This is a genomic window from Bradyrhizobium sp. Arg816 (assembly GCF_029989365.1).
In the GTDB taxonomy this organism is placed as follows: Bacteria; Pseudomonadota; Alphaproteobacteria; order Rhizobiales; family Xanthobacteraceae; genus Bradyrhizobium.
Genome location: NZ_JAPRAQ010000006.1, coordinates 301,784 through 326,531 on the forward strand (window position 1 = coordinate 301,784; position 24,748 = coordinate 326,531).

Annotated in this window: 32 protein-coding genes; 14 read left to right on the forward strand and 18 right to left on the reverse strand. The window is 64.8% G+C overall.

Features of this window, described 5'->3' with window-relative positions:
- Nucleotides 1–94: 94 nt before the first annotated feature.
- Nucleotides 95–286 (forward strand): hypothetical protein, encoded by a 192-nt coding sequence (locus OWC48_RS17695; RefSeq protein WP_028154790.1) that lies wholly within the window; start codon nt 95–97, stop codon nt 284–286.
- A 3-nt stretch (nt 287–289) separates the two neighbouring features.
- On the opposite strand, the gene OWC48_RS17700 is transcribed toward OWC48_RS17695, so the two are convergent.
- Entirely contained in the window at nt 290–454 is a 165-nt protein-coding gene (locus tag OWC48_RS17700; protein ID WP_282521114.1) for a hypothetical protein, read from the reverse strand.
- A 102-nt stretch (nt 455–556) separates the two neighbouring features.
- On the opposite strand from OWC48_RS17700, the gene OWC48_RS17705 reads away from it, so the two are divergent.
- Together OWC48_RS17705 and OWC48_RS17710 are read left to right on the forward strand one after the other, a co-directional pair.
- The gene (locus OWC48_RS17705; RefSeq protein ID WP_282521115.1) at nt 557–952 is read left to right on the forward strand and encodes a hypothetical protein; all 396 of its coding nucleotides are present in this window, start codon (nt 557–559) and stop codon (nt 950–952) included.
- Nucleotides 953–1,247: 295 nt separating this feature from the next.
- Nucleotides 1,248–1,502, forward strand: a complete 255-nt coding sequence (locus tag OWC48_RS17710) for a hypothetical protein (protein WP_282521116.1) — start codon at nt 1,248–1,250, stop codon at nt 1,500–1,502.
- Between the two features lie 53 nt (nt 1,503–1,555).
- Here OWC48_RS17710 and OWC48_RS46920 read toward each other — a convergent pair whose 3' ends face one another.
- From OWC48_RS46920 to OWC48_RS17730, 4 genes are all read right to left on the reverse strand, one after another.
- Nucleotides 1,556–1,798: a DUF6719 family protein gene (locus tag OWC48_RS46920; protein WP_247437036.1), complete on the reverse strand. Its 243-nt coding sequence runs from the start codon at nt 1,796–1,798 to the stop codon at nt 1,556–1,558.
- 251 nt (nt 1,799–2,049) lie between these two features.
- The gene (locus OWC48_RS17720; RefSeq protein ID WP_282521117.1) at nt 2,050–2,760 is read right to left on the reverse strand and encodes an outer membrane protein; all 711 of its coding nucleotides are present in this window, start codon (nt 2,758–2,760) and stop codon (nt 2,050–2,052) included.
- Between the two features lie 287 nt (nt 2,761–3,047).
- On the reverse strand, nt 3,048–3,482 hold the full coding sequence (locus OWC48_RS17725; RefSeq protein ID WP_282521118.1) for a hypothetical protein: 435 nt from the start codon (nt 3,480–3,482) through the stop codon (nt 3,048–3,050).
- A gap of 212 nt (nt 3,483–3,694) precedes the next feature.
- On the reverse strand, nt 3,695–4,063 hold the full coding sequence (locus tag OWC48_RS17730; RefSeq protein WP_282521119.1) for a His-rich protein BRANT: 369 nt from the start codon (nt 4,061–4,063) through the stop codon (nt 3,695–3,697).
- A 251-nt stretch (nt 4,064–4,314) separates the two neighbouring features.
- Between OWC48_RS17730 and OWC48_RS17735 the strand changes: the two genes are divergently transcribed.
- Nucleotides 4,315–4,857: a lipopolysaccharide assembly protein LapB gene (locus OWC48_RS17735; RefSeq protein WP_282521120.1), complete on the forward strand. Its 543-nt coding sequence runs from the start codon at nt 4,315–4,317 to the stop codon at nt 4,855–4,857.
- A 106-nt stretch (nt 4,858–4,963) separates the two neighbouring features.
- On the forward strand, nt 4,964–6,352 hold the full coding sequence (locus tag OWC48_RS17740; protein ID WP_282521121.1) for a serine hydrolase: 1,389 nt from the start codon (nt 4,964–4,966) through the stop codon (nt 6,350–6,352).
- Here OWC48_RS17740 and OWC48_RS17745 read toward each other — a convergent pair.
- Nucleotides 6,339–7,907, reverse strand: coding sequence for a S10 family peptidase (locus OWC48_RS17745; RefSeq protein ID WP_282521122.1), 1,569 nt, complete (start codon nt 7,905–7,907; stop codon nt 6,339–6,341). The genes OWC48_RS17740 and OWC48_RS17745 overlap by 14 nt on opposite strands.
- Nucleotides 7,908–8,157: 250 nt before the next feature.
- Between OWC48_RS17745 and OWC48_RS17750 the strand changes: the two genes are divergently transcribed.
- Nucleotides 8,158–8,937, forward strand: coding sequence for an NAD kinase (locus OWC48_RS17750; protein WP_282521123.1), 780 nt, complete (start codon nt 8,158–8,160; stop codon nt 8,935–8,937).
- 13 nt (nt 8,938–8,950) lie between these two features.
- Here OWC48_RS17750 and OWC48_RS17755 read toward each other — a convergent pair whose 3' ends face one another.
- Genes OWC48_RS17755 through OWC48_RS17765 form a run of 3 tightly spaced genes read right to left on the reverse strand, consistent with a single transcriptional unit; the run spans nt 8,951 to nt 10,390 of the window.
- Complete coding sequence (locus tag OWC48_RS17755; protein WP_282521124.1) at nt 8,951–9,535, reverse strand: hypothetical protein; 585 nt, start codon at nt 9,533–9,535, stop codon at nt 8,951–8,953.
- Nucleotides 9,536–9,569: 34 nt separating this feature from the next.
- Nucleotides 9,570–9,824 carry a helix-turn-helix transcriptional regulator gene (locus OWC48_RS17760; protein ID WP_049807677.1) on the reverse strand — a complete coding sequence of 85 codons (255 nt, stop codon included), beginning with the start codon at nt 9,822–9,824 and terminating at the stop codon, nt 9,570–9,572.
- A gap of 2 nt (nt 9,825–9,826) precedes the next feature.
- A complete protein-coding gene (locus OWC48_RS17765; RefSeq protein WP_282521125.1) occupies nt 9,827–10,390 on the reverse strand; it encodes a DUF2975 domain-containing protein in 564 nt (187 codons plus the stop codon).
- Nucleotides 10,391–10,562: 172 nt separating this feature from the next.
- Here OWC48_RS17765 and OWC48_RS17770 point away from each other — a divergent pair, with 172 nt between their 5' ends.
- Both OWC48_RS17770 and OWC48_RS17775 read left to right on the forward strand, forming a co-directional pair.
- Nucleotides 10,563–11,108, forward strand: a complete 546-nt coding sequence (locus tag OWC48_RS17770; protein WP_008549760.1) for a response regulator — start codon at nt 10,563–10,565, stop codon at nt 11,106–11,108.
- Between the two features lie 31 nt (nt 11,109–11,139).
- On the forward strand, nt 11,140–11,718 hold the full coding sequence (locus OWC48_RS17775; protein WP_282521126.1) for an Hpt domain-containing protein: 579 nt from the start codon (nt 11,140–11,142) through the stop codon (nt 11,716–11,718).
- 182 nt (nt 11,719–11,900) lie between these two features.
- On the opposite strand, the gene OWC48_RS17780 is transcribed toward OWC48_RS17775, so the two are convergent.
- The 4 genes from OWC48_RS17780 to folE form a co-directional block, all read right to left on the reverse strand.
- Nucleotides 11,901–13,076: a DUF2336 domain-containing protein gene (locus OWC48_RS17780; protein ID WP_282521127.1), complete on the reverse strand. Its 1,176-nt coding sequence runs from the start codon at nt 13,074–13,076 to the stop codon at nt 11,901–11,903.
- Nucleotides 13,077–13,259: 183 nt separating this feature from the next.
- Entirely contained in the window at nt 13,260–14,279 is a 1,020-nt protein-coding gene (locus OWC48_RS17785; protein ID WP_282521128.1) for a lytic transglycosylase domain-containing protein, read from the reverse strand.
- A gap of 140 nt (nt 14,280–14,419) precedes the next feature.
- Nucleotides 14,420–14,842, reverse strand: coding sequence for a phosphoribosyl-AMP cyclohydrolase (gene hisI, locus OWC48_RS17790; protein ID WP_282521129.1), 423 nt, complete (start codon nt 14,840–14,842; stop codon nt 14,420–14,422).
- 46 nt (nt 14,843–14,888) lie between these two features.
- Nucleotides 14,889–15,569, reverse strand: coding sequence for a GTP cyclohydrolase I FolE (folE, locus tag OWC48_RS17795; RefSeq protein WP_282521130.1), 681 nt, complete (start codon nt 15,567–15,569; stop codon nt 14,889–14,891).
- Between the two features lie 243 nt (nt 15,570–15,812).
- On the opposite strand from folE, the gene OWC48_RS17800 reads away from it, so the two are divergent.
- Complete coding sequence (locus OWC48_RS17800) at nt 15,813–16,268, forward strand: iron-sulfur cluster assembly scaffold protein (RefSeq protein ID WP_282521131.1); 456 nt, start codon at nt 15,813–15,815, stop codon at nt 16,266–16,268.
- A 104-nt stretch (nt 16,269–16,372) separates the two neighbouring features.
- Here the strand turns inward: OWC48_RS17800 and OWC48_RS17805 are convergent, their stop codons facing one another.
- Nucleotides 16,373–17,269 carry a hypothetical protein gene (locus OWC48_RS17805; RefSeq protein WP_282521132.1) on the reverse strand — a complete coding sequence of 299 codons (897 nt, stop codon included), beginning with the start codon at nt 17,267–17,269 and terminating at the stop codon, nt 16,373–16,375.
- Nucleotides 17,270–17,517: 248 nt separating this feature from the next.
- On the opposite strand from OWC48_RS17805, the gene yidD reads away from it, so the two are divergent.
- A complete protein-coding gene (yidD, locus tag OWC48_RS17810; RefSeq protein ID WP_282521133.1) occupies nt 17,518–17,856 on the forward strand; it encodes a membrane protein insertion efficiency factor YidD in 339 nt (112 codons plus the stop codon).
- A gap of 102 nt (nt 17,857–17,958) precedes the next feature.
- Entirely contained in the window at nt 17,959–18,171 is a 213-nt protein-coding gene (locus OWC48_RS17815) for a hypothetical protein (protein WP_282521134.1), read from the forward strand.
- Nucleotides 18,172–18,299: 128 nt separating this feature from the next.
- Here the strand turns inward: OWC48_RS17815 and OWC48_RS17820 are convergent, their stop codons facing one another.
- The gene (locus tag OWC48_RS17820; protein ID WP_282521135.1) at nt 18,300–19,514 is read right to left on the reverse strand and encodes a hypothetical protein; all 1,215 of its coding nucleotides are present in this window, start codon (nt 19,512–19,514) and stop codon (nt 18,300–18,302) included.
- A 2-nt stretch (nt 19,515–19,516) separates the two neighbouring features.
- A complete protein-coding gene (locus OWC48_RS17825) occupies nt 19,517–20,884 on the reverse strand; it encodes an APC family permease (protein ID WP_282521136.1) in 1,368 nt (455 codons plus the stop codon).
- A gap of 329 nt (nt 20,885–21,213) precedes the next feature.
- Between OWC48_RS17825 and OWC48_RS17830 the strand changes: the two genes are divergently transcribed.
- The 3 genes from OWC48_RS17830 to OWC48_RS17840 are packed head-to-tail and all read left to right on the forward strand — an operon-like array spanning nt 21,214 to nt 23,032.
- A complete protein-coding gene (locus OWC48_RS17830) occupies nt 21,214–22,539 on the forward strand; it encodes an alpha/beta hydrolase (RefSeq protein WP_282521137.1) in 1,326 nt (441 codons plus the stop codon).
- A 22-nt stretch (nt 22,540–22,561) separates the two neighbouring features.
- Nucleotides 22,562–22,687 carry a hypothetical protein gene (locus tag OWC48_RS17835; protein ID WP_282521138.1) on the forward strand — a complete coding sequence of 42 codons (126 nt, stop codon included), beginning with the start codon at nt 22,562–22,564 and terminating at the stop codon, nt 22,685–22,687.
- 18 nt (nt 22,688–22,705) lie between these two features.
- Nucleotides 22,706–23,032, forward strand: a complete 327-nt coding sequence (locus tag OWC48_RS17840; protein ID WP_282521139.1) for a GrlR family regulatory protein — start codon at nt 22,706–22,708, stop codon at nt 23,030–23,032.
- Between the two features lie 60 nt (nt 23,033–23,092).
- On the opposite strand, the gene OWC48_RS17845 is transcribed toward OWC48_RS17840, so the two are convergent.
- Together OWC48_RS17845 and OWC48_RS17850 are read right to left on the reverse strand one after the other, a co-directional pair.
- Complete coding sequence (locus OWC48_RS17845) at nt 23,093–23,470, reverse strand: hypothetical protein (protein WP_282521140.1); 378 nt, start codon at nt 23,468–23,470, stop codon at nt 23,093–23,095.
- A gap of 89 nt (nt 23,471–23,559) precedes the next feature.
- A complete protein-coding gene (locus OWC48_RS17850) occupies nt 23,560–24,735 on the reverse strand; it encodes an MFS transporter (protein ID WP_282521141.1) in 1,176 nt (391 codons plus the stop codon).
- Nucleotides 24,736–24,748 lie beyond the last annotated feature (13 nt).

Genomic DNA, 24,748 nt, shown 5'->3' on the forward strand with positions numbered 1-24,748 from the left:
CGTTTCGAGGGCGCGACCCGGACATGACCGGCCGGAACCGGTCGCCCGCGACAGCCGTTATCGGCCCATGCGGATCAAGGAAGAAAACCGAAACATGTTTCTGCTGGCGACTGTGACGCTGTGCTGTGTCGCTGTGGCCGGCACCGTTGCGCTGTTCGAGCTGGCACCAGGGCCGGCTCCGGCAACGCAGGTCGCCGAACGCGCGGCGATCGACGTTACGGCTCCGACACCGGTCCGGGTGGTCGGGGCGCCGTTCGAGCCCAACATCAACCCGCGCGAGCGATAGCGCTCACGTCGGCGATGCCTCTGCGCCCGCCTCGGGTCGGTCTTGGGCCCGCGCCAATTCCTCCACGAACGCGATCACCTCCGCCCGCTTGTTGGGCGGCAGCGACAAGAACGCACGGACGAGCCTCAGGCCCTGCGCTTCGTCCGACTGGTCTAAATTGACGTCCATTCCCCACTGTCGGGCGGGCGGGAAAAATATGCAATCCCCAGCCGAACACCTTCTTGATTCGGCCGGCCAGCTTTGCTGGAATAGCTCCAGCAGAGGTGGACCATGAAGTGGATCAGGGAGCGCGACGCACTGATCGCGCAGACATTGGCTTTCGTTCAATCGGTAACCGGCAAAAGGGATGACTTCCATCCGCCGGAGACACCGACGGCTGCACCGGACGTGCCGGAGGGGGCCACCGTCACGGTCGAGACCGTGGCGGTCGAGACCTTCACGGTCGAGATCAAGCCGCAGCAAGTCGTCCCGCACGCCCCGCCCGTCATGATCCCGCCAGCACGGACAAGCGGCGACTTCCGCTCCGAGATGCAGGCCCGCATCGCCAGTTTCCGCAAGCATCAGGAGCGATTCGAGCGCGAGCGGGAGGAGTATTGCGCGGCGACCCTGACCAGGCTCCGCGCGGCCATTCGTGACCCCTCTCTCCGCCCGCCAGCCGAAAACTAAGGCCGGCGGTCGATCAGCCACCTACAGCCAGGACCAGACCAACCAGAGATTGGCCGCACAGGCGCTGAGCAATCCCAGCGTCAGTGGCAGCAGCATGTGCCCGCAGCAGGTCTTGAGGTCGGTCGTCATGGCGGAAAACATCCGCTGATTCCGGCAAATGAGTCCCAGGGATTCTTTTTTTTGGGATTCAGGACTCGTTAAAGACTCAGGGCCACCGCTCCGATCACGCCCCCGTGATCGCCCCGGAACCCCTTGCCCCGTGCAGCCGTTAACGCGCTTTCCGGGAGCGGGAAGAATGCCCTACGCCCTGTTCTGCAACGACGCCCAGATCAGCAAGGCCTATCCCAGCGAGGCCGACGTCTGGCAGCTCGCGCAGCAAAGCGGTCTCGTCGTGGATGTCAGCACCGACGACGAGCGCCACGGACCGCGCCGGGTCCTGGACAACGACTACGAGATCAAGCCCTGCCGGGCCGCCCAAGGCGAGGACCCCGCCAGGAACAAGGCCGAGGCCGAGCAGCAGTCGAGGATGGAGCTTGAGCTGAATTCCTGAGGTTCGGCGGCAAGCCCAAGGTATCTGGACCCAGGGGTATCTCAGGAAGTCTCTCAGGGGGTCGCGGTCGCCAGCGAGGCCTGCTCGCCCGCCAGCACCACGCAGGCCTTGCGGCGGTGCAGGCCGCGGATCGCGCCTGTTACCTTCAGCACCTTGCCGGATGGGCAGGATGCGTCCTTGACGAAGGCCACCTCATAGGGTGCCAGCATCAGAGGCTCGGATTTGAGGATTGTCTGTGCAGCGCACGGCAGGGAGATGAAGCACGAGAGCACTACTGCCGACACCAAGATACGCATGACCGTCGTCCCACCAGCCCGGTAATTCTCATATAACGCCTTCCGGAGCGCGAGTTCCGTAGGCGGCAAAAATTATTTTTGCTTTACGCCCGTCCCATGACGCGCGTGAGAACGTGCGCGCCAGCCCGTTTACTTGCAAATGACGCGCCAGATGGTTCACGCAAAGCAAACAACAGCTAGGCAAACAAGGACCCGGCAAACGAAAGGCCGGCGTGAGCCGGCCCTTGTCAGATCGTGGTCGCTGTCGGGCGTCAGTAGCGCGAGGCTGCCGGTCCGCCCCAGCCAAAGCGGTAATTCACACCGACCTTGACGGTATGCTCGTCCTCCCGGCCCCGAACGCCGACGACGTCGGCCGGACCGGAGGTGAAGGTCGTGCTGCCAAAGTTGTAGTACTGGTACTCGGCCTTGGCCGACCAGCTCGGTGCGAACATGTATTCGAGGCCGGCACCGACAGTATAGCCGTCCTTGTTATTGCCGGTGGCGGTGAAGGGCTGCGCCACGCCGGCGACGTTGACGCCGAGGCCGCCATTGCGCCAAGCGTAACCGCCCTTGGCATAGACCAGCGCCGGTCCCCAAGTGTAGCCGATGCGGCCGGTCACCGACCCGAGCTGGTCGGTGTTCGACGTCACCTGCGTCCCCAGCGGGAACGTGACACCGTTGTTGTTGGTCGGCAGCCAAGAATACTGGGCCTCGATACCCACCACCCAATTGGGCGCGAACTGGTAGTCGAAGCCGCCCTGCACGCCGCCCAGGAAGCGGGCGTCGCTCGACTGGAAGCTGCTGTCACCGGCGAACGCACCGCCGACATGGCCGCCGATGTAGAAACCGGTCCAGTTGTAGATGACCTGCGGCGGCGTATAGACGGGCGCCTTGGTATAGGGGCGTTGCTGCATGTCGGCCGCGGCGGCCGGTGCGGCCAGCGCAAGCAGAGCGGCTGCTGCGCCCAGCAAAATCGTCTTCATGATCATCCCCGTTCTTTCAAATTCGACACTCAGGAAACAACGTGGCGTGAATTAGGTTGCTTCGCGGCGATGCCGGAACGTTGATCGTTCGTCACTGTGACGGAGTGGCAACAACGCGATTTTGTTCCGTCACACCTGCCTGCACCGACAGTTTTCGTCGTCTGCGCAAGGCGGGCTGTAACGATCTGTCGCAAGGCAAACCGGCCCCGTTCAAAGCTCGCCAAATTGTGATCCAGCGGCTCCGGCGGCCCCTGTCCTAGCACCTGCCGATGAAGGCGGGCTTTGCGCTACCGCGCCATCTTTTCCAGTTCCGGAAAGGGTGCGTAAACCGCACCGGCGCAGAGTTCGCCGGCGCGATCGACGATGCGGTCGCCCCGCCCGTTGACGAAGACGGCGGCCCGTTCGCGCACGCCCTTGTAGCTGCCGTCGGTCTCGCGTGGCGTGAAGTGCAGGCAGGCGACGTAGAACTGCCGTCCGCCGATCTCGCGCAGCACCGGATCGGCCATGGCGGCCTCGCGCACGCCGACGGGATTGTTGAGGTAAGCGCGCATCAAGGCCAGCGTGTCACTGCGAAAATTGTCGGGAAACGGCTGCGGCCCTCCCGCCTGGGTCCCCTCCATCAGGGATGGGCGATCACCGTCGCTGCCGAAACATGCCGCGAGCGCCAGCGGCAAGACCAGAACCAACGCCAGGATCACCGCACGCTTCGCCAATCGCCCCACAGGCCACGCTCTCCGCTCGATCAGACTCGGAGGATGTTCTAGCTCCAAGGTTGCACGAAGGGAATTCGGTCCTGCTCGCAGGCTGCGCAAATAACGCACCGCCCCGCCGCCGGCGCCTGCGCTTTCGCGCTGACGCCGAGACGACGGGCCGGGCCTGAATTCCGCACGCGGCGGCGGGCAATGCCAGGGATGCCGCCGCGCCGGATCAGTCGTTAGCTGCGCTTGTCGACGGCCGCCGGCTTGGTCACGTCAGGCTGCGCCTTCAGCGACTTCTTGGCCGACAGATGCTTGTGGTGGTGGCGATGCGTGCGCACGGCCTTGTGCTCGTCGGGCGTGACCGCGGCATTGGCGTTCATCGCCTTCGACTTGGTATCCGCCTTGGCGTCCGCCTTGACGTTGGCGGCCTTCGTGTCGGCCTTGACGCCGGCCTCGGGTTTCGCGGCGGTGGTCGACACCTTGGTCTGGCTCTGGTCCGCCTTGATCACCGGCGCGGTCGTGGTGGTCTTGCCGGCTTCAGCGGCGAAGGCCGGGGCTGCGATTACGGAAGCGGCGAGCAAGGCTGCGGAAATGGTCTTCAACATGGTTGGTCTCCTCTTGGAAGGATCTTGAGGCGGCGCCCTCTCGCCTACTCTTCGATCGTAGGTGGGAGCCTAGGCGGCGCGCGCTGAACCCAATCTGAAGCCCGTCGCAGGCTTCTGTTCATCTCGATGACAAGTTTGTCATCTGCGAAGGGGCGAATAGATCGTGCGAAGCGGGAATGTTTTTGCCCGATGGGTGTTCCGGTCTTTGGGCAATCGTGTAGGATCGCCACGTTCCATACGGGAGAAGATAGATGCGCAAACTTTCCATGCTTCTGGTGCCGGGGCTTGTCTCGATGGCGTTGGCCGCCGGACCGATGCTGACCAGCGCCTACGCCGCGGGCAGCGATGAGCCCTCGCCGCCGCCGAAGTCGGACAGCTCGGCCAAGAAGGGGAAGAAGAAGAGCTCCTCCATCAGCGATCCCAAATTCCTCGCGGCCTATCGCACCGCCTACACCACGATCTACGACGGTCACGACTACACGAGCGCGATCGACCAGCTGAAGTCGCTCAAGCGCGACGACGTCGCCGACGTCGCCAATCTGATCGGCTACTCCTATCGCAAGCTCGGCGACTACCAGTCGTCCAAGGCCTATTACGAGCTGGCGCTGAAGGACGATCCGAACCACGTCCGCACCTGGCAGTATTACGGCCTCTGGCAGCTCGAGCAGGGCAACCGCGAACAGGCGCAGTACCACCTGAACAAGATCGCCTCGCTCGCCGGCACCGACAGCTCCGAATATCGCTCGCTTGCCGCGGCGCTCGACAAGCCGACCGGCGCGACGCTCGTCTACTGAGACATCGCGTCTTTGAACTGAGCGAACGGGCACAACCTCGGGGTTGTGCCCGTTCCGCTTTCTCGGTTAGCCTCGCGTACCGATCCCCCTCGCAAATTGGTGCGCAATGGACACGTGGCTGCGATCCGCGATCGACTACATCGGCTCCTGGATCGAATTCCAACAGACGACATTCCAACAGCCCGGCGTCATCGTCGCATTCGCCCATCGCGGCGAGGTCGCGGCCGAACATGCGTTCGGCCTTGCCAATCTCGACACCGGCGAGAAACTCACCCCGCGCCACCGCTTCCGCATCGCCTCGCATTCGAAGAGCTTTACCTCCGCGGGCATCATGAAGCTGCGCGAGCAGCGCAAGCTCCGGCTCGATGACACGATCGGCCAATATGTCGGCGGCCTGCATCCAGGCGTCGCGGAAACGACGATTGCGCAGGTGCTCTCGCACAGCGCGGGGCTGACGCGCGATGGCGCCGATTCCGGGCAGTTCATCGACAACCGCCCCTATCTCAACGCCAGCGAGTTGCTCGCGGAATTGAAGCTGCCGACCGCGATCGAGCCGGGGACACGCTTCAAATACTCCAACCACGGCTTTGGCCTGCTCGGCCTCGTCATCGAAGCCGTGTCGAAGGAGCCCTACTCCGCCTGGATCAAGCGCGAGATCATCGAGCCCGCAGGCCTGCGCGAGACCGAACCGAATGCGCCGCTTCCCAAGGGCGCGCTGTTCGCGCGCGGTCATACGCGAAAGCTGCCGCTGGGCGAGCGATGCGTGATCCCCGGCGATAATCCGGCCCATGCGATGGCATCGGCCGCGGGCTTCGTCGCTACGGCCGCCGACACGGCCCGCTTCTTCGCCCAGCTCGCGCCTAATGCAAGAAAGAGCGTGCTGTCGGTCGCGAGCCGCCGCGAGATGACGCGAAACCATTGGCGTGTCCCGCAGAGTTTCGAGGGCTATTACGGTCTCGGCGTCAACGCCGGCAAGACCGACGGCTGGGACTGGTTCGGCCATGGCGGCGGATTCCAGGGCTACATCTCCCGGACCTGCTCCATCCCCGCTTGCGAGCTCGCGATCAGCATCCTCAGCAACTCGATCGACGGCGCGGCGCCGTTCTGGATGGATGGCGCGATGCAGATCCTGCGTGTCTTCAAGACCCGCGGCGCGCCCGATCGCCGCGTGCGCGACTGGACCGGCCGCTGGTGGACGATCTGGGGCGCGACCGATTTCGTGCCTGTGGGCAACCGTGTGCTGATCGCCAATCCGCAGTTCAACAACCCGTTCATGGATTCCGCCGAGATCGAGGTCACCGGCCGGGACACCGGCAAGCTCGCTTGGGCCGCGGGCTATTCGAGCCATGGCGAGCCGGTGCGCCGCGTCCGCGACAAGCGCGGCAAGGTCAGCGACATCTGGATCGCCGGCGCCAATATCAAGCCGGAGCGCGTCGTCGCGCGCGAAATCGCGCGGCGATATCCGCCGCGCAAGCGGCGGCCTACTCTCGGATAAGAGCCTCGACCTCGCTCCGAAACGCCTGCCGTGAGCCGTCGCGCGAATAGAACATGTGGCCGCCGGGATAGACGACGAACTTGACCCGCTGCGTCGCGAACGCCGGGAGCTGGTCGAGCACCCGCTTCGATCCGAAATAGGGCGTGGCGAGATCGAACAGGCCGTGCGCGACCAGCACGTTCAGCTTTCCGTCGGTGGCGAGGATCTGGCGCAGCTCCGACACCGACTGCGGCGGGTTGATGCCGCGACCGAAATCCCAATTGCCCTCGACGGCGCCGTTGAGGACTTCATAGGAGCCATCCGGCCGCCAGTTGAGCTTGCGCGTGAGAACATCGACCGCCGCACTCGTCAGCGGCGCCTGGAGCGCATCGCCCGAGGGATCGCCGAACCGGGAGCTGCTCGAATCCGGATAGGGATCATAGCCTCGCACCGAGGCGTCGTAGCGCCCCGTCACCTTGCCGTTCTTGCGGTCGAACTCGCGGCGGAATTCGCCGACGTCGAAACGGCCGGCGAGCCGACGGCTCACGGCCTGGTCGATCCCGGTGAGCTCGGCGACCTTGTCGGCAAGGCGATTGGTGGCCTCCTTGTCCGCCTCGCCCTTGACGAGGTCGGCCAGGAACTCGCCCCGCGCGTAAGCCTCGACGTCGGCGAGATCGGCGCGCTTGACCGGCCCCTTGGCTTCGCGCGCCACCGCGACATAGCTCGGCAGCGTCGCGACATATTGCAGGAGGCTGGTGCCGGTGAACTCGCGGAAGTCCAGGAGCGGCGACACCAGGATCAATCCCCTGACGCCGACGCCATGCTGGAGCTGCAACTGGCGAACGACCTTCGGCCCGCGAATGCCGCCATAGCTTTCGCCGGCGACATATTTCGGCGAGGTCAGCCGGTCGTGCTTCTCCAGCCAGCGGCGGATCACAAGCGCGATCGAATTGACGTCGCCGTCGACGGAGTAGAAGGACTTGCGCGCGTCCTCGCCGCTGGCAACGAAGCGACTGTAACCGGTGCTGACGGGATCGATGAAGACGAGATCGGTGAAGTCGAGCCACGTCTCCGCATTCGGCTTCACCTCGGGTGAGGCGGACGGCGACAGGGCTTCGCCATCGAGCGGCAGCCGCCACGGACCCGCAGCGCCGAACTGGAGCCATGCCGAGGACGCGCCGGGACCACCGTTGAACAGGAACGTCACGGGGCGCGTCGCGCGGTCGGCACCATCGAGCTCATAGGACGTATAGGCGATGTCGGCGAGCGGCTCACCCTTGCCGTCGAACACGCGGGCCGAGCCGGCCGTCGCAGTGAAGTCAAGTGCACGGCCCGGCAGATCGAGCGTCTGCTTCGTGGTCGAATCCGACGGAAGGCGATGCGGCTCGGCGGCGGACGATGAACCCTGTGACGCGCCTGGCGTGTTGCCGCCGCGCCCACCCTTCTGTCCCGCCGGGGCCGTCGTCTCGGCGCGCGGCTGCGGCGGATCGTCCGCGCGGGCAAATCCCGCGAGCGCGAAAGTCGACACCGCCAGTACCAGGGCCGCGCGGCGGAGCGCCGGCAAACGCATGACCATGATCGTTCTCCTTGTCCGGCTGCGAGAGCCGGCGAGCATCGAAAGGCTAGCGAGAAATTGCGACGGTTTGGGGGATAACCGGCCCAGTGGCGCCTGAAGAAGCCGCGCGGGCACAAACCGACCCGGATTTGCCCTGAATCGGGACGGACGCTGTTTGCCTTGAAGAGCGGTCCTTCTCGACAATGGAGGCCCAGGTCGTATAGACGAGCCCGGCGGAACTTTCTCCAGCCAGCGGCCCTGCCCGGAAGCCATGACCAAGCCAGCGCGATACAACCGGATCGCCTTTGTCGCAAGCCCAAGCAGCGAGGCGCAAACCGCCTTCGGCCAGCTCACCCGGGACTATGGCAATTGCGCCCCGAAGGACGCCGATGTCGTGGTCGCGCTCGGCGGCGACGGACTGATGCTCCAGACGCTGCACCAGAACATGCACTCGGGCAAACCGATCTACGGCATGCACCGCGGCACCGTCGGCTTCCTGATGAACGAATACTCGACGGTCGACCTTCGCGCCCGTCTCGAGGCGGCGCAGGAATCCGAGATCAACCCGCTCCTGATGCGCGCGACCGACGTCAATGACCGCGTCCACCTGCATCACGCCATCAACGAGGTCGCCCTGTTCCGGCAGACCTACCAGGCCGCGCGCCTCCGGATCCTGATCGACGAGCGCGAGCGCATGCCCGAGTTGATCGCCGACGGCATCATGGTCGCGACGCCCGCCGGCTCAACCGCCTACAATCTGTCCGCGCAGGGACCGATCCTGCCGATCAACGCCGCGCTGCTGGCGCTGACGCCGATCAGCGCCTTCCGCCCGCGCCGCTGGCGCGGCGCGCTCCTGCCCAACACGGCTTACGTCGTGATCGAGGTGCTGGAGGGCGACAAGCGCCCGGTGGCTGCTGTGGCCGACCATGACGAGGTGCGCGACGTCCGCCGCGTCGAGGTCCTGTCCGACAAGACTATCTCGATGCGCATGCTGTTCGACCCCGGCCACAGCCTGGAAGAACGCATCCTGCGCGAGCAGTTCGGCTCCTGAGCGCCGGCGCGGATCACTGGCCGCAAGACTGAATCGATTCCAGGCCGTCCGCCATGGCGGGATCACCGAGCAGATCAAAATCCCTGACGACGGGAACGAAGCTCTTCGTCTCCGATGTCATCAGATAGATCGTGACAGCCAGCGATGCCTGCGGCGCCGCGTTGGCGCGACAGAATTCCTTGGCTGCCACGCCGAGTCCCATCGACCCGCGTTTGCCTTGCTTCCCCTGCTCGACCATCGACGCACGCAGCGCCTCGAAGCGCGCAGCATCGCCCGGCGACAAGCGATAGGCGTAGGTTGAGGAGCCCTGCGGCGGCGCAGGCAGGCCGGCGCGATCTCGCGGGTCGCTCATCTCCATCATGGCGAAGCTCGTCTTGGTCTCGGCCTCGCCGGCTACTTTGGTGACGACGTCGAGCTTGACGCCGCCCGAACGTGGCCGCAGCACGTCGGGCAACTGCACGGCGACGCGCAGCACCGACAGATCCGTCGTCCTGGCATCGATGCGGGCAAGCGGCGGGATCGATGTCAGCGGCACCGAGCTGCAACCGGCAAGCATGAGCGCAGCCGCGCTCGCAAGAACGCGCGCAGGGCGGTTCATCGCAGGCATCTCCAATCTGGACTTGAAGGATTGGCTAAGCCGATTTCCGGCCGGCCCCGCGCGGCTCCAGCGCGTCGTCCGCGCTGTCGGGGACATATTCCAGGATATCGCCGGGCTGGCAGTCGAGCACGGCGCAGATCCGCTCCAGCGTGTCGAAGCGGATGCCGCGCACCTTGCCTGACTTCAGCAGGGAGACGTTCGCCTCCGTGAGCTCGATGCGCGCGGCAAGCTCGCGCGACCTGATCTTGCGCCTGGCGAGCATGACGTCGAGGTTGACGATGATCGGCATGGTCAGATGATCTCGCTGTTCTCGTGCCACATGCGAACGGCATCGGCCATCACGGTTGCGAACGCGACGAGCGCGAGGCCGCTCAGCACCGACAGCACATGCGACTGCTCGATGCCGAACATGACCACGAGCTGGCCGGGCTGGTTGGCGCGCGTCAGGTTGATCGTGGTGAGCATCTGCACCAGCGGCGACATCAGCGCGTTGACGATCAGCGCGAGGCCCATCCGGCGGATGCGCCAGGCGTTGTCGGTCACGAAGACCTCGCCGCGCGCGAAACGGGAGAACAGCATCGAGAGCTGCAACAAGGCGTAGAGGACAGGCGCAAGTCCGATCAGGCTGATCAGGGCGCCGGCGAGGCGCGTGCCGAAATTGAGCGTGAAGGGCCGCGCCCCCAGCGGAGACTGGGTCGCGATCCAGTGCCGGAGCATCTCGTCGCTCGACCAGAGCAGCGGCACCGCAAGCACAGCGCCGGCGACGCACAGGAGCGCGCCGACGGCCACGATCCGTCCGATGCGCCGCAACCGCGGCTCGACCGGCGCAGGAAAAGGAAACGCGACGACGCTCATCGGATTAGCTCCCATTCAATTGCATATTTTTATCGTTTTACAATAAAAAATGGCGGAATTACGATATTTACTTCTTCCCTCGTCGCGTACTCCGCGAAATGCCGGCGGCAACCCTTCCTTAACCCCCGCTGCGATATGGTTAACGAAAGTTGACCGCTCCGGCCCAGGCGTCATGTTCCGCATCGATTTCAACAAGCTGCGCTTCCTCGTCTGCGACGACAATCCGCACATGCGCCGCATCCTGCGGACGCTGCTGCACTCCTTCGGCGCGCGCGAGGTTTACGAGGCCGAAGACGGCGCCACCGCGCTGGAAATGTACAGCCATTACGTGCCCGACATCGTCATCACCGACTGGGCGATGCCGATCTTCGACGGGCTCGAGCTTGCGCAGATGATCCGGCAGCCAGAATCCAAGGGCAATCCCTACGCGCCGATCATCATGCTGACCGGTCATTCCGAGAAGCGCCGCGTCACGGTCGCGCGCGATGCCGGCGTCACCGAATTCCTGGCCAAGCCGATCTCCGCAAAGGGCCTCTACCAGCGCATCCTCAACGTCGTCGCCAATCCCCGGCCCTTCATCAAGACCAAGACCTATTTCGGTCCGGACCGGCGCCGCAACACCAACTCCGCCTATATGGGCCCCGAGCGCCGCGTCGGCGAAAAGCACGAGGTGCTCCAGCAACCCTCGCTGCTCGACAAGGCTCGTTCCTCCATCTAGCGCAACGTCTCACACGATCGGGGCAGACATCATGGCGAAGAACGGCGCAAAGGACATCGAGGTCACGGCCTTCGCCACGCACCAAGTGATCACGCAGCCCAATCCGCTGCGCAAGGTTCTGCGCCGGGTCGAAGAAAAGGATTTGGACGATCCGGTCGCCCGCGCCGAGCAGGCGCTCGCGGGCCTCTCCAGTGAGTTCAAGGACTGGATGACCACCGAGGTCAATCGTCTGTCGGCCGCTTATGTTGCTATCCGCCATGAGGGCTTCACGAAGGAGCGGCGCGACGAGCTGTTCCGCGCCGCGCACGACATCAAGGGCGACGCTGCGACGTTCGGCTATCCGGCGGCGGCGGGAGTTGCGGAGAGCCTGTGCCGCGTCATCGAGCACGCGCCCGATCTCGACAAGGTGCCGGCCGAGCTGTTCACGCACCACATCAACGCCATCCTCGCCATCGTGCATGAAAACACCAAGCTCGACAGCATCAGCGTCTCGGCCGAGCTCAGCCGCCGCCTGCGCAAGGTCGCCGACGACTATCTCGCCGACGTCAACCGCGACCGCCCCGAGCATCTCGAGGTGATTTTGGCACCGAGCATCGCGCCGGCGGAGTAGCGCCCCGGCTCTCTTCTCTCGTCATTGCGAGCGTAGCGACGCAATGACGGAGTGTGGGGGTGCTCTATCGCCACAATCAGCATCGTAGGGTGGGCAAAGCGGAGCGTGCCCACCACCTGTCGCTATCATTGATGGATGGTGGGCACGGCGCTTTGCGCCTTTGCCCACCCTACGGCATCTCGTTATGCCGCAATCAGATCGTCATACACCGGATCAAGCGCGTCATCCGCGGCGAGCTCGTCGCAGAACAGCCTTGCCTCTTCGCGCGCGGATTCCGTGGCAAAGCGGCGGAGCAGGACCATCAGCGGTTCGGTGGCGCCGCGGTCGGTTTCGCAATGGGTGAGCACGCGCTCGACCATGCGCCGGCGCAGCCGCGCCGCGCCGTCGTCGGTATCGACAAAACCTTGCTCGTGGCAGGCATCGAGCGCGACCTGGAACGCCGCAAAGGTCGCCTCGGGAAGTCCGGCGCGGCGGAGCAGCGCGTGCAGGCTGTTGCCGCCACGGTCGTGCAGCAGCGCGCAGACGCGTGCCAGCGGCAGGTCGGCGAGTTCGGCGATTGCCGCATCGAACAGATCGAGATTGCTCGACAGCAGCGCGCGCAGGATCAGGCCCGCGGTGAGCTGGCCCGTGACGCGCAAATGATGCACCAGGCCCTGCATGTCTTCGCCGCGCGTGCGCGCCGCGATGTTGATGGTGGAGCGGTCGCGCGCCTCGATCGTCACGCGCTCGGCACGGTCGGCGCTCAGCCAGTTCCGCGCGACGACGAATTGCGCCAGGGTTTCGGAAAGTTTGGCCACCAGCGCGGCACGCGTGGCCGACGGCAGATCCTCCAGCACCAGCATCGCCTCGCGGATCGCGGCGAGATGGCCGTGACGCTCGACGATGCGATTCCAGGAGAACGGTGCAAGCTCCGCGTGCGGATTTTCGATCAGCTCGAGGGCTGCCGCAGCACAGCCGACTTCGGCGATGGCGGCGCAGACCGACACCGGCAACGCGATGCGGCGGGCGACCGCGCATTGCACCTCGTCATTGCCGGTTGCGACGATGTCGACGAGATCGGCGTCGATCAGCAGCGGCGAATGTTCGAGCACGGGCAGCGCGACGGTCGGCTGGTCCGCCGACAGCGCCCGCACGATCGACGCCGGCGCATCCGTGCTGCGCGCAAAGGCCTCGGCCATCGCCTGCCGCACCAGCGGCGAGGGATCGTCGAGCAGCATCAGGAGCGCGCCTTCGGCCGCGATACGGTCGTCATGGGAAAGGTCTGAGATCAGCCAGGCCCGGGCCAATGCCCGCGTCGCCTCGGCCCGCTCGCCGGCGGGCGCCGTCCTGATCCAATTGATAAACTGCCGAACGATCATGGTGCTTCCGGCTTACGCAACGAAGACGAAGCGGTGACGGCTTGTCACCTGCAACACAAAATAAACCACGACGCTTAACAAAGCGTTCACCATAACCGGCTGGTTTTATTGACGTTTTGTTAAGGGAACAAAGCCGCCCGCCACGCGTCCGGGACACGAGAGCGGGTTATTCGCGCGACGACATCAGCTCGAGAACGTCCCGCTGCGATCGCTGAAGAGATCGAGCGGTTGCGGCGGACGCACGTCGGGCGTCGCCGATGCGATCGAGGCAAGCGAGGCGTTGTTGCCCCACAATTTCTGCACCGTGGTCGAAACCGGCTGCGTGGTATCGCCGGGCTGATAGATCGAGCGGAATGCGGGTGTGATCGGCGTGTTGTCCGCAACCGTTGACGACGACATCGCACTCACCGGCGTCACGCCGCGCGCTTCTGGAAATGTCTGCAGGTAAGCGGCGTTGTCGATGACAGGCGCGGTGGGCTGCACGCCATTGGCACTTGCGACCTGCGTCGTAGATGGCGTGCCGCCATACATCGCCATTGCGCTGCGGGTCGTCTTCGAATTCGCCGCGCTGGCGTAGCGCGCGTCGAGCACCGAATAGACCTCGGAGACGCTGCGTGCGCGGCCGTCCCTGGCGTAGAAGATCGAGCGGTTGGCGGAGGCCGCGTTCGGAAACAGCCGCGCACCGACCCCTTGCGGATTGTCTTCGGCATTGGCGATCAGCTTTGCGGCGCCGCCGACACCCATGAAATGGGCCATGTAGAGTTCGCTGTCAGACGGCCTGCGGCCGAGCAGTCCGGTGAGCTTGAAACTGTTCGACTGCGTCAGCGCTGCCGCCATGGTGGAGGCGGCTTCCGGATCGTCGCGCAGCTTCATGATCGACCGCTTCATGGCGGGATCATCGACCGCGTAGCTGCCCGACGACGTCCTGGTGATGGCGTCGGAATAATTGCCATAGCCGAGCTGGGTGCCCGCCTCCTTCACCGTACCCAGCCAGGTCTGGTCGATGAACTGGTAGAGCCCGTGCGCGGACGACGTGGTGGCTTCCGCCGTCGGATCGAAATCCGATTCCATCTTGGCGGTCGTCAGCATGTACTGGAAGCTGACGCCCGTCCGGTTGGAGACCTGCTTGATCGCGCCGGCGACGCGTGCCCGCGACGGATCGAGACCCGTCGTCTGAGAGGCACTGGAATTGTCGACCGACATGATGGAGTGCCCGCCCCGTGCGGCGTTGAGCGACGCCGGCAATTCGGCGCCTATCGTCTCACCGTGGGACAGGTATGGTTAATGCGGGGTTAATCTGGCCCCTCGCCGTCATTCCGGCCCGCCCCGCGTATAACGACGGGCTATTTCTTGTAGACGGCGTCCGGATCGAACAACCTGTCAGCATCGACAAAGACGAGCTTGGCGCCGCCGCCCTCGGCCTCGACCTTGCGGTAAAAGCAGGACCGGCGGCCGGTGTGGCAGGCCGCGCCAATCTGCTCGACACGGATCCAGACCGCGTCCTGGTCGCAATCGGTGCGGATCTCGACCACGCGCTGGGTCTGACCCGACGTCTCACCTTTTCGCCACAAGGCATTGCGCGAGCGGCTGAAGTACCAGGCCTCGCCGGTCGCAATCGTCTTGCGCAGCGCCTCGTCGTTCATGTGCGCGACCATCAGCACGTCGCCGGTGGCGACGTCGGTCGCGACGACTGTCACGAGGCCGGCAGTGTCGAACCTGGGCAGGAAGGCGAGACCTTCCTCGATCTCATGGGAGTGAGCGGACACGGGCGTCCTCGCTTGGAGCATGACGCGGAAACAGACCTTCGCGAGGTCAGCGCGTCGTGCCTCGCACCAGGGACAGGAAACGGGCTTGCTCCGCCGGATTGTCGCGGAACATGCCGGTGAAGCGGCTGGTGAAGGTCGAGGCACCATGCTTGGCAACGCCGCGCACCGACATGCAGGTATGCTCGGCCTCGATCAGCACGGCAACGCCGCGGGGCTTGAGGATCTCATCGATGGCCGCCGCGATCTGCGCCGTCATGTGCTCCTGGGTCTGGAGCCTGCGGGCGAAGATGTCGGTCAGGCGCGCAAGCTTCGACAGGCCGACGACGCGTTCCACCGGCGTATAGGCGATGTGCGCCTTGCCGTAGAACGGCATCATGTGATGCTCGCACTGCGAGGTGAACTCGATGTCGCGCACCAGCACGAAGTCGTCATAGCCGGCCGTCTCGCCGAAGGTTCGGTCGAGCACCTCGGCCGGGCACTGGTGGTAGCCCTGATAGAGCTCGTCGAAGGCCTCGACCACACGGCGCGGCGTGTCGAGCAAACCTTCGCGCGCGGTGTTCTCGCCAATATAGGCGAGCAGCGTCTTCACCGCCGCTTCCGCCTCTGCGCGCGCGGGGCGCGGCTGGTCGGCGCGGACGGCGGCCGCGAGGAATTCGGCAGGGTCGAGCTCAGCCGGGCGGCTCTCGGAGGGCTTGCCCGGGCGGATGGATTTGATCGTAGCGTCCATGTCTACTCCGTTCGACGGCCTCGCGGCCGGAGTGTCACCGGCAGACGGGGCGGCAAGCCGCCGGACGCCTGAAGAGAACAGTTTTGACGAAAAAAGGCCCTTTGGGTCATCACGCTGGCAGCGCGGATCTGGACCGCTGCCGCCGCACCGCTGGACTGTTTTTCCGCCAGTTCCGCCCCTATATAGGACCCTGGACGGCGCCCGCCAAGGCCGATCCGGTGCGGAAGTGTTGGACTCCATCACATGCTGAACGACATCTATAACAAGCGGATCATCGAACTGGCCGGGAATATTCCACGCCTCGGACGGCTGCCGGACCCCGACGCCACCGCCACCGCCCACTCCAAACTGTGCGGCTCGACCGTGAAGATCGACCTCAAGATGGAGGGCGACAAGGTCACCGACTTCGCCCATGACGTGAAGGCCTGTGCCCTCGGACAAGCCTCTTCATCCATCATGGCAAGTCGCATCGTCGGCTCGACCGCAAGCGAACTCCGCGAGTTACGCGAAACCGTTCGCAAGATGCTCAAGGAGAACGGCGCGCCTCCTGAAGGCAAATGGGAAGAGATCAAATTCCTCGAGCCGGTCCGCGACTACAAGGCGCGCCACGCCTCGACCCTCCTGACCTTCGATGCCGTGGTCGATGCCATCGGCCAGATCGAGGCGAAAGCCAAGCAGCCGGCCGCGGCGCAGGGCTGATTTGGTCGAGGTCATTCCGGCGCGAACCCGGATTCTCGCGCTGCGACATCTGAATTCCGGCGTCGTCACCTTGCGACGCGCCGGGGATGGCGATCAGGGAAATCTTACTTCTGCGAACCCGCGCTTGGCGCCGCGCCGGTCGGCACCATGGCTTCCGCCGTCTTGGTCGACTTGACGGGTTGCTGTTCCGCTTCCGCGCCGAACCTCGCCTGCGTCTTCGGCGCGAGTTCCGCCACCGCGGGCGCCGCGACGTCCACATGCGGCAGCACGTCGGCCACCAGGTTCGTGGTCACGAGATTGGTGAGCTTCAGCTCGCCAGTATCCAGCTCGTGCAGATCTTCCCACGGCGGCACGCTGAGCGCGAGCGAGAGCAGGTCGCCGGCCCCGCCCATATCGAACGTGTATTTGGCGAGCCGGCCGATGTCGCGCTCCACGATCATCAGGTCCTGCGCGCTGTAGCTCGCCGCCTTGGCATCGTCGGCACGATCGCCCATCCAGATCTGGTGGACCCGGACATGAGCAGCTTCCGGCACGTAGCGCTTCTTGCCGGCCAGCAGCAGGAACACGCACATGGATTCGCAATAGGCTTCGGGCGCAACCGCCGGACGGGCCGACTGCCCGCCGCGGTTCTGAACGCTGATGCCGACGGTGGTCGAAAGTCCGAGATTGCGGAAGCGCCGGCCGAGCGTGATCGCGTCGTTGACGGAACCGCCGCTGGAATCGAGCACCACGGTCGCGCCGCCAAGCTGTCGTCCGCGCGAAAACTCCTCGAAATCCCTCGGCGTATCAGCGGTGATGATGCCGACCGCGCTGACCCAGCCGCGGCAGTTCGGGTCGCAGGCGACCCAGTTGAACTTCATCGGCAGCTTGCGCTCTTCGAGGGCGGCACCGGCATGAGCCGTTGTGCCGGTCGTGGCGACAGCTCCGAAGAGCGTGACGCCAAGTGCGGCGGCCCCAAGCAACAACCAACCGCGTCGATCAAGGGAGTTCAGAAGTCTCAATCTGGTTCCTTCCCCAAGCCCCAAAGGTCCCCCAACAATCCTCGGCAGCGCCCTCTGAGTCCATCATACGGGCGTATGTTTCTACACACGGACGTCATAAAAATGGTATCCGGGGGAATACAGATCGTCCACAGGTACTTGCTGCACTGCTCCCAAAAAGCACGATAAATATGGCGCAGAAACAACAACTTGCAGTTCCCTGCGCCGGAACCGCGCAATACCTCGCTCACGATCGCAGCACAGCGCCCATGAAGCATTCAGCCTGCGAGCACTGTTCCACTCCCATCGAGGGCGCTCTCCGGCTCCCGCGCCGATTCGGCCGCGCACTGATCTGGCTGTACCGCCACACGCTCTCGCCGCTGGTCGGCTACAATTGCCGGCACCTGCCGACCTGCTCCGTCTATGGCGACGAGGCGATCGAACGGTTCGGGCTGTGGGCCGGCGGCTGGATGACGCTCGCGCGACTGCTTCGCTGCAATCCTTTCGGCACCTCGGGCATCGACAACGTCCCCCCCGCCGCACCGCAAGGGGCGCGCTGGTATCTGCCCTGGCGCTATGGCCGCTGGCGCGGCGTCAACGCATCCTGAATATGACCAGGAACGCCGCGGTGCTTTGCGCAACGCTGCCTTGAATGGAACCGGGAACTTCCCTCTCGCGTTGTTGTGATGCTCCCACGGGAGGAAACAAGAATGCGCTGGAAAATCAGCCCTCATTTTCACTTCAAGTTTGGGCCAAATCTTGGTCACCGCGGGCGTCATCATGATCCCAGAACCCTCGACATGATTGCCATCATCGCGCTGCTGGTGCTCGTGGTCGGCTCCGGCTGGTATCTGGCGACGAGCCTTGCCACGGCGCCGAGCACCACGGCCTTCATCGTGCCGAGCCAGAGCGTGCACTGGTAGACTGGACGTTAGAGATCGAGCACCGGCCGACCCGCATCGGGTTTGGCGACATACCATCAGATGGCGTTCGCATTCGTACGGGTGGTTGTCATCGCCCGGAGCCCCTGACACCCGCCTCAACAGGCAACCTAACGAAACCAGAAAAAGCGCCCGGGCGGCGGCGGGATCGACTCGGGCGGACGTAGCCGCTTCGGACGCGGCGGCCTTGGCGACGGCTCGGCGGACGAGGTGTTCTCCGCAGCCGGCGCGGTCTCGCTTCCCGGCACCCTCACCGACAGCAGCAAGTTCGATTCATGCGTCCGCCAGCGATAGCCGACGCCGAAATCGATCGGCTGGGCGCGCGTGAACAGTTCGGCGTAGCGCGCCTGGTGGCGGCCGGGGAATTCGTCGATCGGTCCGAGATAGCGGCCGAACGGGAAGAACCGCCACTGTTGCGCATTGTAGTTCGCGAGCGGAATGCCGGAATCGTCCTGGATGATGGTCGCGCTGTTGGCAAGCAGCCAATTGCGAGCGACGGTGAAGTCGCCCTTGTGGAGGAGATAGGACGCGCTCTTGAGCAGGCTGTTGCCGGGGCCGAGCGTCTCGCAGAACTTCAGGAAGCCTGCGGCCCGCGCGCCGGCATTGGAGAGATCGGTCGAGAAATAGTACAGCGTGCGCGCCTCGCCGTCGCTTCCGGCAAAGGTGATGCGGACACCGCGCGTCGCGTTCCGTCCCGGATTGTCGCCTCCCGTATGCACCCCACCCTTGTCGTCTAGCGCAATCATCTCGACATTTCGGATGGTCTTGCCGGAGCGCGCGAGGAAGACATAGAGGATCGGCAAGGTGCCGTTGACCTGGTTGGCGTGCAGGTCGACCTTCATGTGCTTGGTGATGAAGAAGGAGAAGCTCAGAATCGAGCCGAGCGAACGCTCGACATTGTAGAGCGCGGCACCGACCGAGCCGCGCGGCAGCCGTGTCAGGTCAGGCACCGCGCCGACCGGCTCCAGCGCACCGAGCACGTAAGTGCTGGCCTTGGAATAGAACGCGTTGGCGTAGAGGAAGTCGGGGCCGCTGAACAAGTAGAACATGGTCGGCCGGGGCGCGGCCAGATTGACGTCGGCCCAATCGCGGATCTTCGAGAGCTGCCGCTGCTCGAGCTGGGCGAAGGCGCCGTCGAAGAATTTTGCGTGGCGCTGCCAGCCCGGGTCCTTGGTGAGCGCCACCAGCGGCGAGTCCGGCGAAGGCTGCATGCCCGCGAGAAAGCGCGCGGTATCATCGAAGGTGACGTCGGCGGCGCGTGCAGACGAGACGGCCGCGGCCAGCAGGGCAAGAGCGACGGCCGCAATTCTCATGGGTCGAAACATGTCTATTCGCGGTGTGATGAATTGCCAGCGGCGACCGGCCGCCTGCGGAAAACAGCGTAGATCAACAGACCCGAGAGCATGAGGAGCATCCCCGCCAGCGACTGCACCGGCCGCTCGGTGAACAGGTAGTACATCATGAACGCGGTCGCGAGCAGGAAAACCAGCGGCGTGAACGGGTATCCCCAGGCGCGATAGGGCCGCGGCAGGTCGGGATCGGTGATGCGCAGCTTGATGACGCCGGCGACCGTGAAGAACGAACAGAACAGCAGCGCGAACTGGATGAAGTCGAGCACCGCCTCGAAGCTGCGCGTAAACAGCAGCAGATTGGCGACGGCAAGCTGAAACAGGATGGCATAGGCCGGCGCGCCGCTCACCGATCGCTTCGAGAACACGCGCAGGGCCGGAATGTCCTCGCCCATCGTCATCATCACGCGCGGGCCGATCCACATCATCGCGCTGATCGAGGAGACCAGGCCGACGCAGATCATCGCACCGACGATCCGGCCGCCGAGGCTGCCGAAGATCGCGCTGCCGGCGACGCTGGCAACATGGAGCTGGCCGGCGAGCGCACTGACCGGCGTGGAATAGAGGAACACCGCATTCAGCGCCACGTACAGAACCAGCACGATCAGCGTACCCGCAAGCAGCGCGCGCGGCAGATCGCGCTGCGGCATGTTCATCTCGCCGATGATGTAGGTCGCGGCATTCCAGCCCGAGAACGAGTACATCACGAAGACGAGCCCGATCGCGAAGGGCGCACTGACGATATACGCGAGATCACCCGGCTGCGGCGTGAAGACAATCGGCTGCGGCGTGCCGATGACGAAGCCGGCGAGCAGGAAGGCGACGATCAGCAGGACCTTGAGGATGGTCGAGATCAGCTGGAAGGTCGAGGAGTGCCTGACGCCGGTCAATTGCACGATCGAGACCAGCCACACCACGCCGATGGCAAGCGGGATCGGCGGCAGATCGGGGACGACCGATTTCGCGTATTCACCGAACGCCATCGCCGCAAGCGCGACGGGCGCTGCGAAGCCAACCGTCGCCGAGACCCAGCCGGCGAGAAAGCCGAAGGCGGGATGATAGGCGCGGCCGAGGAAATTGTACTCGCCGCTCGAGCGCGGAAACATGGCGCCGAGCTCGCTGTAGGAGAACACTCCGCACAGCGCGACGATGCCGCCGATGGTCCAGAGCAACAGGATCGAGAAGCCGGAGGGGATGTCCTTGACCTGGAAGCCGAGGCTGGTGAAGACGCCGACCCCGATCATGTCGGCAACAACGATGGCGGTTGCGACCAGAACGGAGACCCCCGGCCCGCTCCTCGTCAGCCGGCCAGTCCAGGGCGCGGGTCCCGCATCTGATGCCGTCATCGGGGTCCTCAACCTCAGGCGTCACGTCTCGTGAGGAGCATCGTGCAGTCTGGTCCAGTCAATTCAAGCAGGGTTAACAAGGGTTAAATGAGGCGTACGCAATCGGTATTGCGGCACCTCTTGTGCACGATCCTGGGTAATAAGGCCCCGTGAACACCGGAGAATCCCGTTTCGCACCCCCACAATCAGGACACGATTGCATGGTCCTTTTGAGCATTCCGGATGTGGGGAAGTTTCTCCGGACACTTAACGTCGCCTAAACGCCAGTCGGCTCAATTAGCTTGAATATCGCCGCTGGGCTTGTGGACATGACTTGGGGTCATGGGTGGATGGTCGGGGCCGCTCCGAAATTGAGAGCTGACATTCGTGCTGATCGGACGCTGTCCGGCGCGCGCAGTGGCGCGCTCCGGATCGCGCTGATCTCAGCCTTGGTGCCGCTGTCGCTCACGCTGGTTCAATGCGGCAAGGCCTCCAACCCGGCGGCGCTCGCGGCGAACTCGCAGGCCAACGTCGAAATCGTAGCGAAGACCAATCCTCAGGTCGCAAGCAGCGACACATTCGAGGATCGCTTCCCCGCCCCGCAATTCAAGGAGCGCTTCCCGTCGGCGAGCGAGAGTCTTCTGCAGCGGCAGATGTCGGACTTCTCGCCCAAACGCGCCGTCCAGCAGCAGCCTCAGCCGGAGCAGGCGCCGTACAAGGTCGCCTCACTCGCACCGCACGTCCCCTACCAGCGTCCGGCACGTGAAGACCTGACGACGCTCGTCAGCTTGAAATCGTCGGCCTTCCCCTATTTCGGCAACAACCCCGCCTCCGACGCACCGTTCCTCAACATCTCCAAGGGCGATCGCCGCGGCCACCGCAGTTATTCCGGGCGCGTCTACTGGCAGGATGAGACCTACAGCGACAGCCGCGTGCTGATGCACGTGCCCGAGCATTTCGACGTGCGCAAGCCGGGCGTGATCGTGGTGTTCTTCCACGGCAACGGCGCAACGCTGGAGCGCGACGTGCGCGACCGCCAACTCGTACCGCAGCAGGTCACCGATTCCGGCGCCAACGCCATCCTGCTGGCGCCGCAGATGGCGGTCGATGCCGCCGATTCCAGCGCCGGCAAGTTCTGGCAGGCGGGCGGCCTCAAGCGCTTCATGGAAGAGTCGGCGACCCATCTGGCCCGGCTCACCGGCGATCCCAACAACGCCCGCGCCTTCGCCAACATGCCGATCGTGATCGTCGGCTACAGCGGCGGCTTCCTGCCGACGGCCTGGAGCCTCGAGGTCGGCGGCATCAGCGACCGCGTCCGCGGCGTCGTCCTGCTCGATGCCGTCTACGGCGAAATGGACAAGTTCGCCTCCTGGATCGAGAGCCACCGCTCCGGCTTCTTCGTCAGCTCCTACACCCGCTACACCGCGCGGCGCGACCGCGAGCTGATGAGCATGCTGCGGCAAAAGGGCATCAGCGTCTCCGAGGACATGGACGGCCCGCTCCGGCCCGGCAGCGTGGTGTTCGTCGAAACCGGCGACGGCATCACACATCGTGATTATGTGACGCGCGCCTGGACCCGGGACCCGCTCAAGGACGTGCTGGTGAAGATGTCGGCGACGCCGGCGCTGGCGCTGACGCGCGTTGCATCAACCAATCCAGCCGCATCGAGCCGCTAACCGATATTGCGCGCGCCGGCATTTGAGCGCGCTGCCCGCAATTGCCGCAGGCTTTGATCAAAATGTGATGTTGATGGCCGACATCCCCGGGACCGACCGGATTGCTTCCGCCGGCAACGATCATAATTTGCCGGCCAAGTTGTTTTGAATTCTTCGGGGACAAGTCGTGCGTCAGGGACTGTACAAGGTCGACTTCCACACGGTTCACGGAACCGGCTGCGGCGTCGTCTATGTGACTGAGGGCAAGATGCGCGGCGGCAATTCCGCTTTCGCGTTCATCGGCACCTACACGGGCGAAGGCGACAGCATCAAGGTCAAGATCTCGACCGAGCGCTACAACGACGATCCGTCGTTCAAGCCGCTGTTCGGGCACGACCGCATCACGCTGACGCTCGCCGGCCGGGAAGACGGCGACACAGCGGAATTCGAAGGCACCGCGCTGCAAGTGCCGGGCGTTGCCTTCAGGGCCGTACTGAGCCGGATCAGCGACTAGCCGTCCGGCTTCCAGATCTCGGCTCTTGATCTTCAGGTCTTGATGGTCAGGTCTTGACGTTCAGGTTTTGGGCAGCTTCGGAATGCTCTCGGCAAAACCGTTGAAGCAGGCCAGACGCTCGTCCTCTTCCTTGAAGAACCGGCAATCGGCGTATCCCTTGGCCTTCGCCGGCTTCGGCTTCGGCGCCGGCGCGATCACCGCATCGTAGCAGTTGAGCCGGTCCTTGGTGCCGTCATCGAGGTCGAGGCAGGCCTGGAGCCGTGCCGCGATCGACTGCGGCTTGCCCTTCGGCGCCGCAGCCGGCTTGGCCGCGGCCTCCTTGGTCCCTTTCGGCTTGACCTGCACCAACTGCTTGTCCCCCACCATCGGTGGCTTGTCGGTTTGTGCAAACGCGGAGGCTGAATAGAGCACCGCGGCAACCGCCAGAATCATCCTCATGTCAGTCAACTCTCTTTGGTCCCCATGCCTCGCCTTCTAGCGCTCCCGCGCGCGGTTTGCCAAGCACCTTGCGCACACGAAAACGCACTTCAGGCCGTGGCGGCGGCGGCCGGCCTGGGCCGGGTCAGGACCACGAGGATCAGCGCCAGGACGACGAAGCCGACCGCGACGAAACCAAGCGGATGCAGCAGTTCGCGGGCGAACAGCAGCCCGCCGATGGCGGAGCCGACAGCCTGGCCGACATAGAGGACGGAGGTGTTGAGCGCGACGGTCGCCGATGCGAGCGGCGGCGCAGCCGCGACCAGCCGCACCTGCTGCATCGAATTGGTCGAGGCAAAGCCGAGGCCCCAGATCGCGACCGCGAGCGCCATCAACACCAGGCTCCCCGCGCCGAGCGCCCAGCCGGTGATGCCTGCAAGCAGCAGGCAGGTGAACAGCAACGACGTCCGATAGGGTCCCCAGGTGTCGACGATGCGGGTCGCGATGACGACGCCGAGGAAACCGCAAACGCCGTAGATGCCGAACACCATGCCGATTGCATCCGGGCTCGCCTCGGTCAGCTTCTTGAGCAGCGGACCCATGAAGGTGAACACCACGAATTGCCCGGACATTTGGAGCATCGTGATCGCAAGCAGCAGCAGGATCGTCCTGCTGCGGCCGACCGCACTCCAGGTCTTCAGGTCAACAGGCGTGCCCTTCAGGCCCGCCGGCAGGCGCAGCAGCAACAACAGGAAGCTGATGCAACCGAGCGCGCCGATCCCGCCATGGGCCGCGCGCCAGCCATAGCGGCTGGCGATGAAAGTGATCAGCGGAAGACCGACGGCCGCAGCTAACGACCAGCCGAGAAAGATGTAGGCGATGGTGCTGCCGCGCCGCTTCACCGGCACGATCAGCGCCGCCGTGCCCGCAGCCTGCGGCGTGTAGAGTGCGCCGACCGCCAGCATCAGCAGGCGAATGATGAGCAGGCTCGTGTAGTCAGGGGCAAATGCCGAGGCGAGATTGCCAAGGGCGAGCACCGCAAGCGTGGTCACAAGCAGCGTCCGCCGCTCGATGCGGCTGGTCAGCCACGCCGTCAGCGGCGAGCCGATGCACAGAATAATCGCGCCGAAGGTGATCAGGAGCCCCGCGGCATGGATGGTGATGCCGAGCCCGGTCGACAATTCCGGCAGCATGCCCGCCGGCGCCAGCACCGAGCAACCGGTGACGAGATTGCCGAGCATCAGGGCGGTCGGCGTGAAACGGCCGGCGACGGGCGGATTTTCCATGCAAGTGCATGTA

Bases quoted from the DNA above. Each gene is read 5' to 3' on its own strand.
- OWC48_RS17695 (WP_028154790.1), top strand. From the start codon at position 95: ATGTTTCTGCTGGCGACTGTGACGCTGTGCTGTGTCGCTGTGGCCGGC.
- OWC48_RS17700 (WP_282521114.1), bottom strand. From the start codon at position 454: ATGGACGTCAATTTAGACCAGTCGGACGAAGCGCAGGGCCTGAGGCTC.
- OWC48_RS17705 (WP_282521115.1), top strand. From the start codon at position 557: ATGAAGTGGATCAGGGAGCGCGACGCACTGATCGCGCAGACATTGGCT.
- OWC48_RS17710 (WP_282521116.1), top strand. From the start codon at position 1,248: ATGCCCTACGCCCTGTTCTGCAACGACGCCCAGATCAGCAAGGCCTAT.
- OWC48_RS46920 (WP_247437036.1), bottom strand. From the start codon at position 1,798: ATGCGTATCTTGGTGTCGGCAGTAGTGCTCTCGTGCTTCATCTCCCTG.
- OWC48_RS17720 (WP_282521117.1), bottom strand. From the start codon at position 2,760: ATGAAGACGATTTTGCTGGGCGCAGCAGCCGCTCTGCTTGCGCTGGCC.
- OWC48_RS17730 (WP_282521119.1), bottom strand. From the start codon at position 4,063: ATGTTGAAGACCATTTCCGCAGCCTTGCTCGCCGCTTCCGTAATCGCA.
- OWC48_RS17735 (WP_282521120.1), top strand. From the start codon at position 4,315: ATGCGCAAACTTTCCATGCTTCTGGTGCCGGGGCTTGTCTCGATGGCG.
- OWC48_RS17740 (WP_282521121.1), top strand. From the start codon at position 4,964: ATGGACACGTGGCTGCGATCCGCGATCGACTACATCGGCTCCTGGATC.
- OWC48_RS17745 (WP_282521122.1), bottom strand. From the start codon at position 7,907: ATGGTCATGCGTTTGCCGGCGCTCCGCCGCGCGGCCCTGGTACTGGCG.
- OWC48_RS17750 (WP_282521123.1), top strand. From the start codon at position 8,158: ATGACCAAGCCAGCGCGATACAACCGGATCGCCTTTGTCGCAAGCCCA.
- OWC48_RS17755 (WP_282521124.1), bottom strand. From the start codon at position 9,535: ATGAACCGCCCTGCGCGCGTTCTTGCGAGCGCGGCTGCGCTCATGCTT.
- OWC48_RS17760 (WP_049807677.1), bottom strand. From the start codon at position 9,824: ATGCCGATCATCGTCAACCTCGACGTCATGCTCGCCAGGCGCAAGATC.
- OWC48_RS17765 (WP_282521125.1), bottom strand. From the start codon at position 10,390: ATGAGCGTCGTCGCGTTTCCTTTTCCTGCGCCGGTCGAGCCGCGGTTG.
- OWC48_RS17770 (WP_008549760.1), top strand. From the start codon at position 10,563: ATGTTCCGCATCGATTTCAACAAGCTGCGCTTCCTCGTCTGCGACGAC.
- OWC48_RS17775 (WP_282521126.1), top strand. From the start codon at position 11,140: ATGGCGAAGAACGGCGCAAAGGACATCGAGGTCACGGCCTTCGCCACG.
- OWC48_RS17780 (WP_282521127.1), bottom strand. From the start codon at position 13,076: ATGATCGTTCGGCAGTTTATCAATTGGATCAGGACGGCGCCCGCCGGC.
- OWC48_RS17785 (WP_282521128.1), bottom strand. From the start codon at position 14,279: ATGTCGGTCGACAATTCCAGTGCCTCTCAGACGACGGGTCTCGATCCG.
- folE (WP_282521130.1), bottom strand. From the start codon at position 15,569: ATGGACGCTACGATCAAATCCATCCGCCCGGGCAAGCCCTCCGAGAGC.
- OWC48_RS17800 (WP_282521131.1), top strand. From the start codon at position 15,813: ATGCTGAACGACATCTATAACAAGCGGATCATCGAACTGGCCGGGAAT.
- yidD (WP_282521133.1), top strand. From the start codon at position 17,518: ATGAAGCATTCAGCCTGCGAGCACTGTTCCACTCCCATCGAGGGCGCT.
- OWC48_RS17815 (WP_282521134.1), top strand. From the start codon at position 17,959: ATGCGCTGGAAAATCAGCCCTCATTTTCACTTCAAGTTTGGGCCAAAT.
- OWC48_RS17820 (WP_282521135.1), bottom strand. From the start codon at position 19,514: ATGTTTCGACCCATGAGAATTGCGGCCGTCGCTCTTGCCCTGCTGGCC.
- OWC48_RS17825 (WP_282521136.1), bottom strand. From the start codon at position 20,884: ATGACGGCATCAGATGCGGGACCCGCGCCCTGGACTGGCCGGCTGACG.
- OWC48_RS17830 (WP_282521137.1), top strand. From the start codon at position 21,214: ATGGTCGGGGCCGCTCCGAAATTGAGAGCTGACATTCGTGCTGATCGG.
- OWC48_RS17845 (WP_282521140.1), bottom strand. From the start codon at position 23,470: ATGAGGATGATTCTGGCGGTTGCCGCGGTGCTCTATTCAGCCTCCGCG.
- OWC48_RS17850 (WP_282521141.1), bottom strand. From the start codon at position 24,735: ATGGAAAATCCGCCCGTCGCCGGCCGTTTCACGCCGACCGCCCTGATG.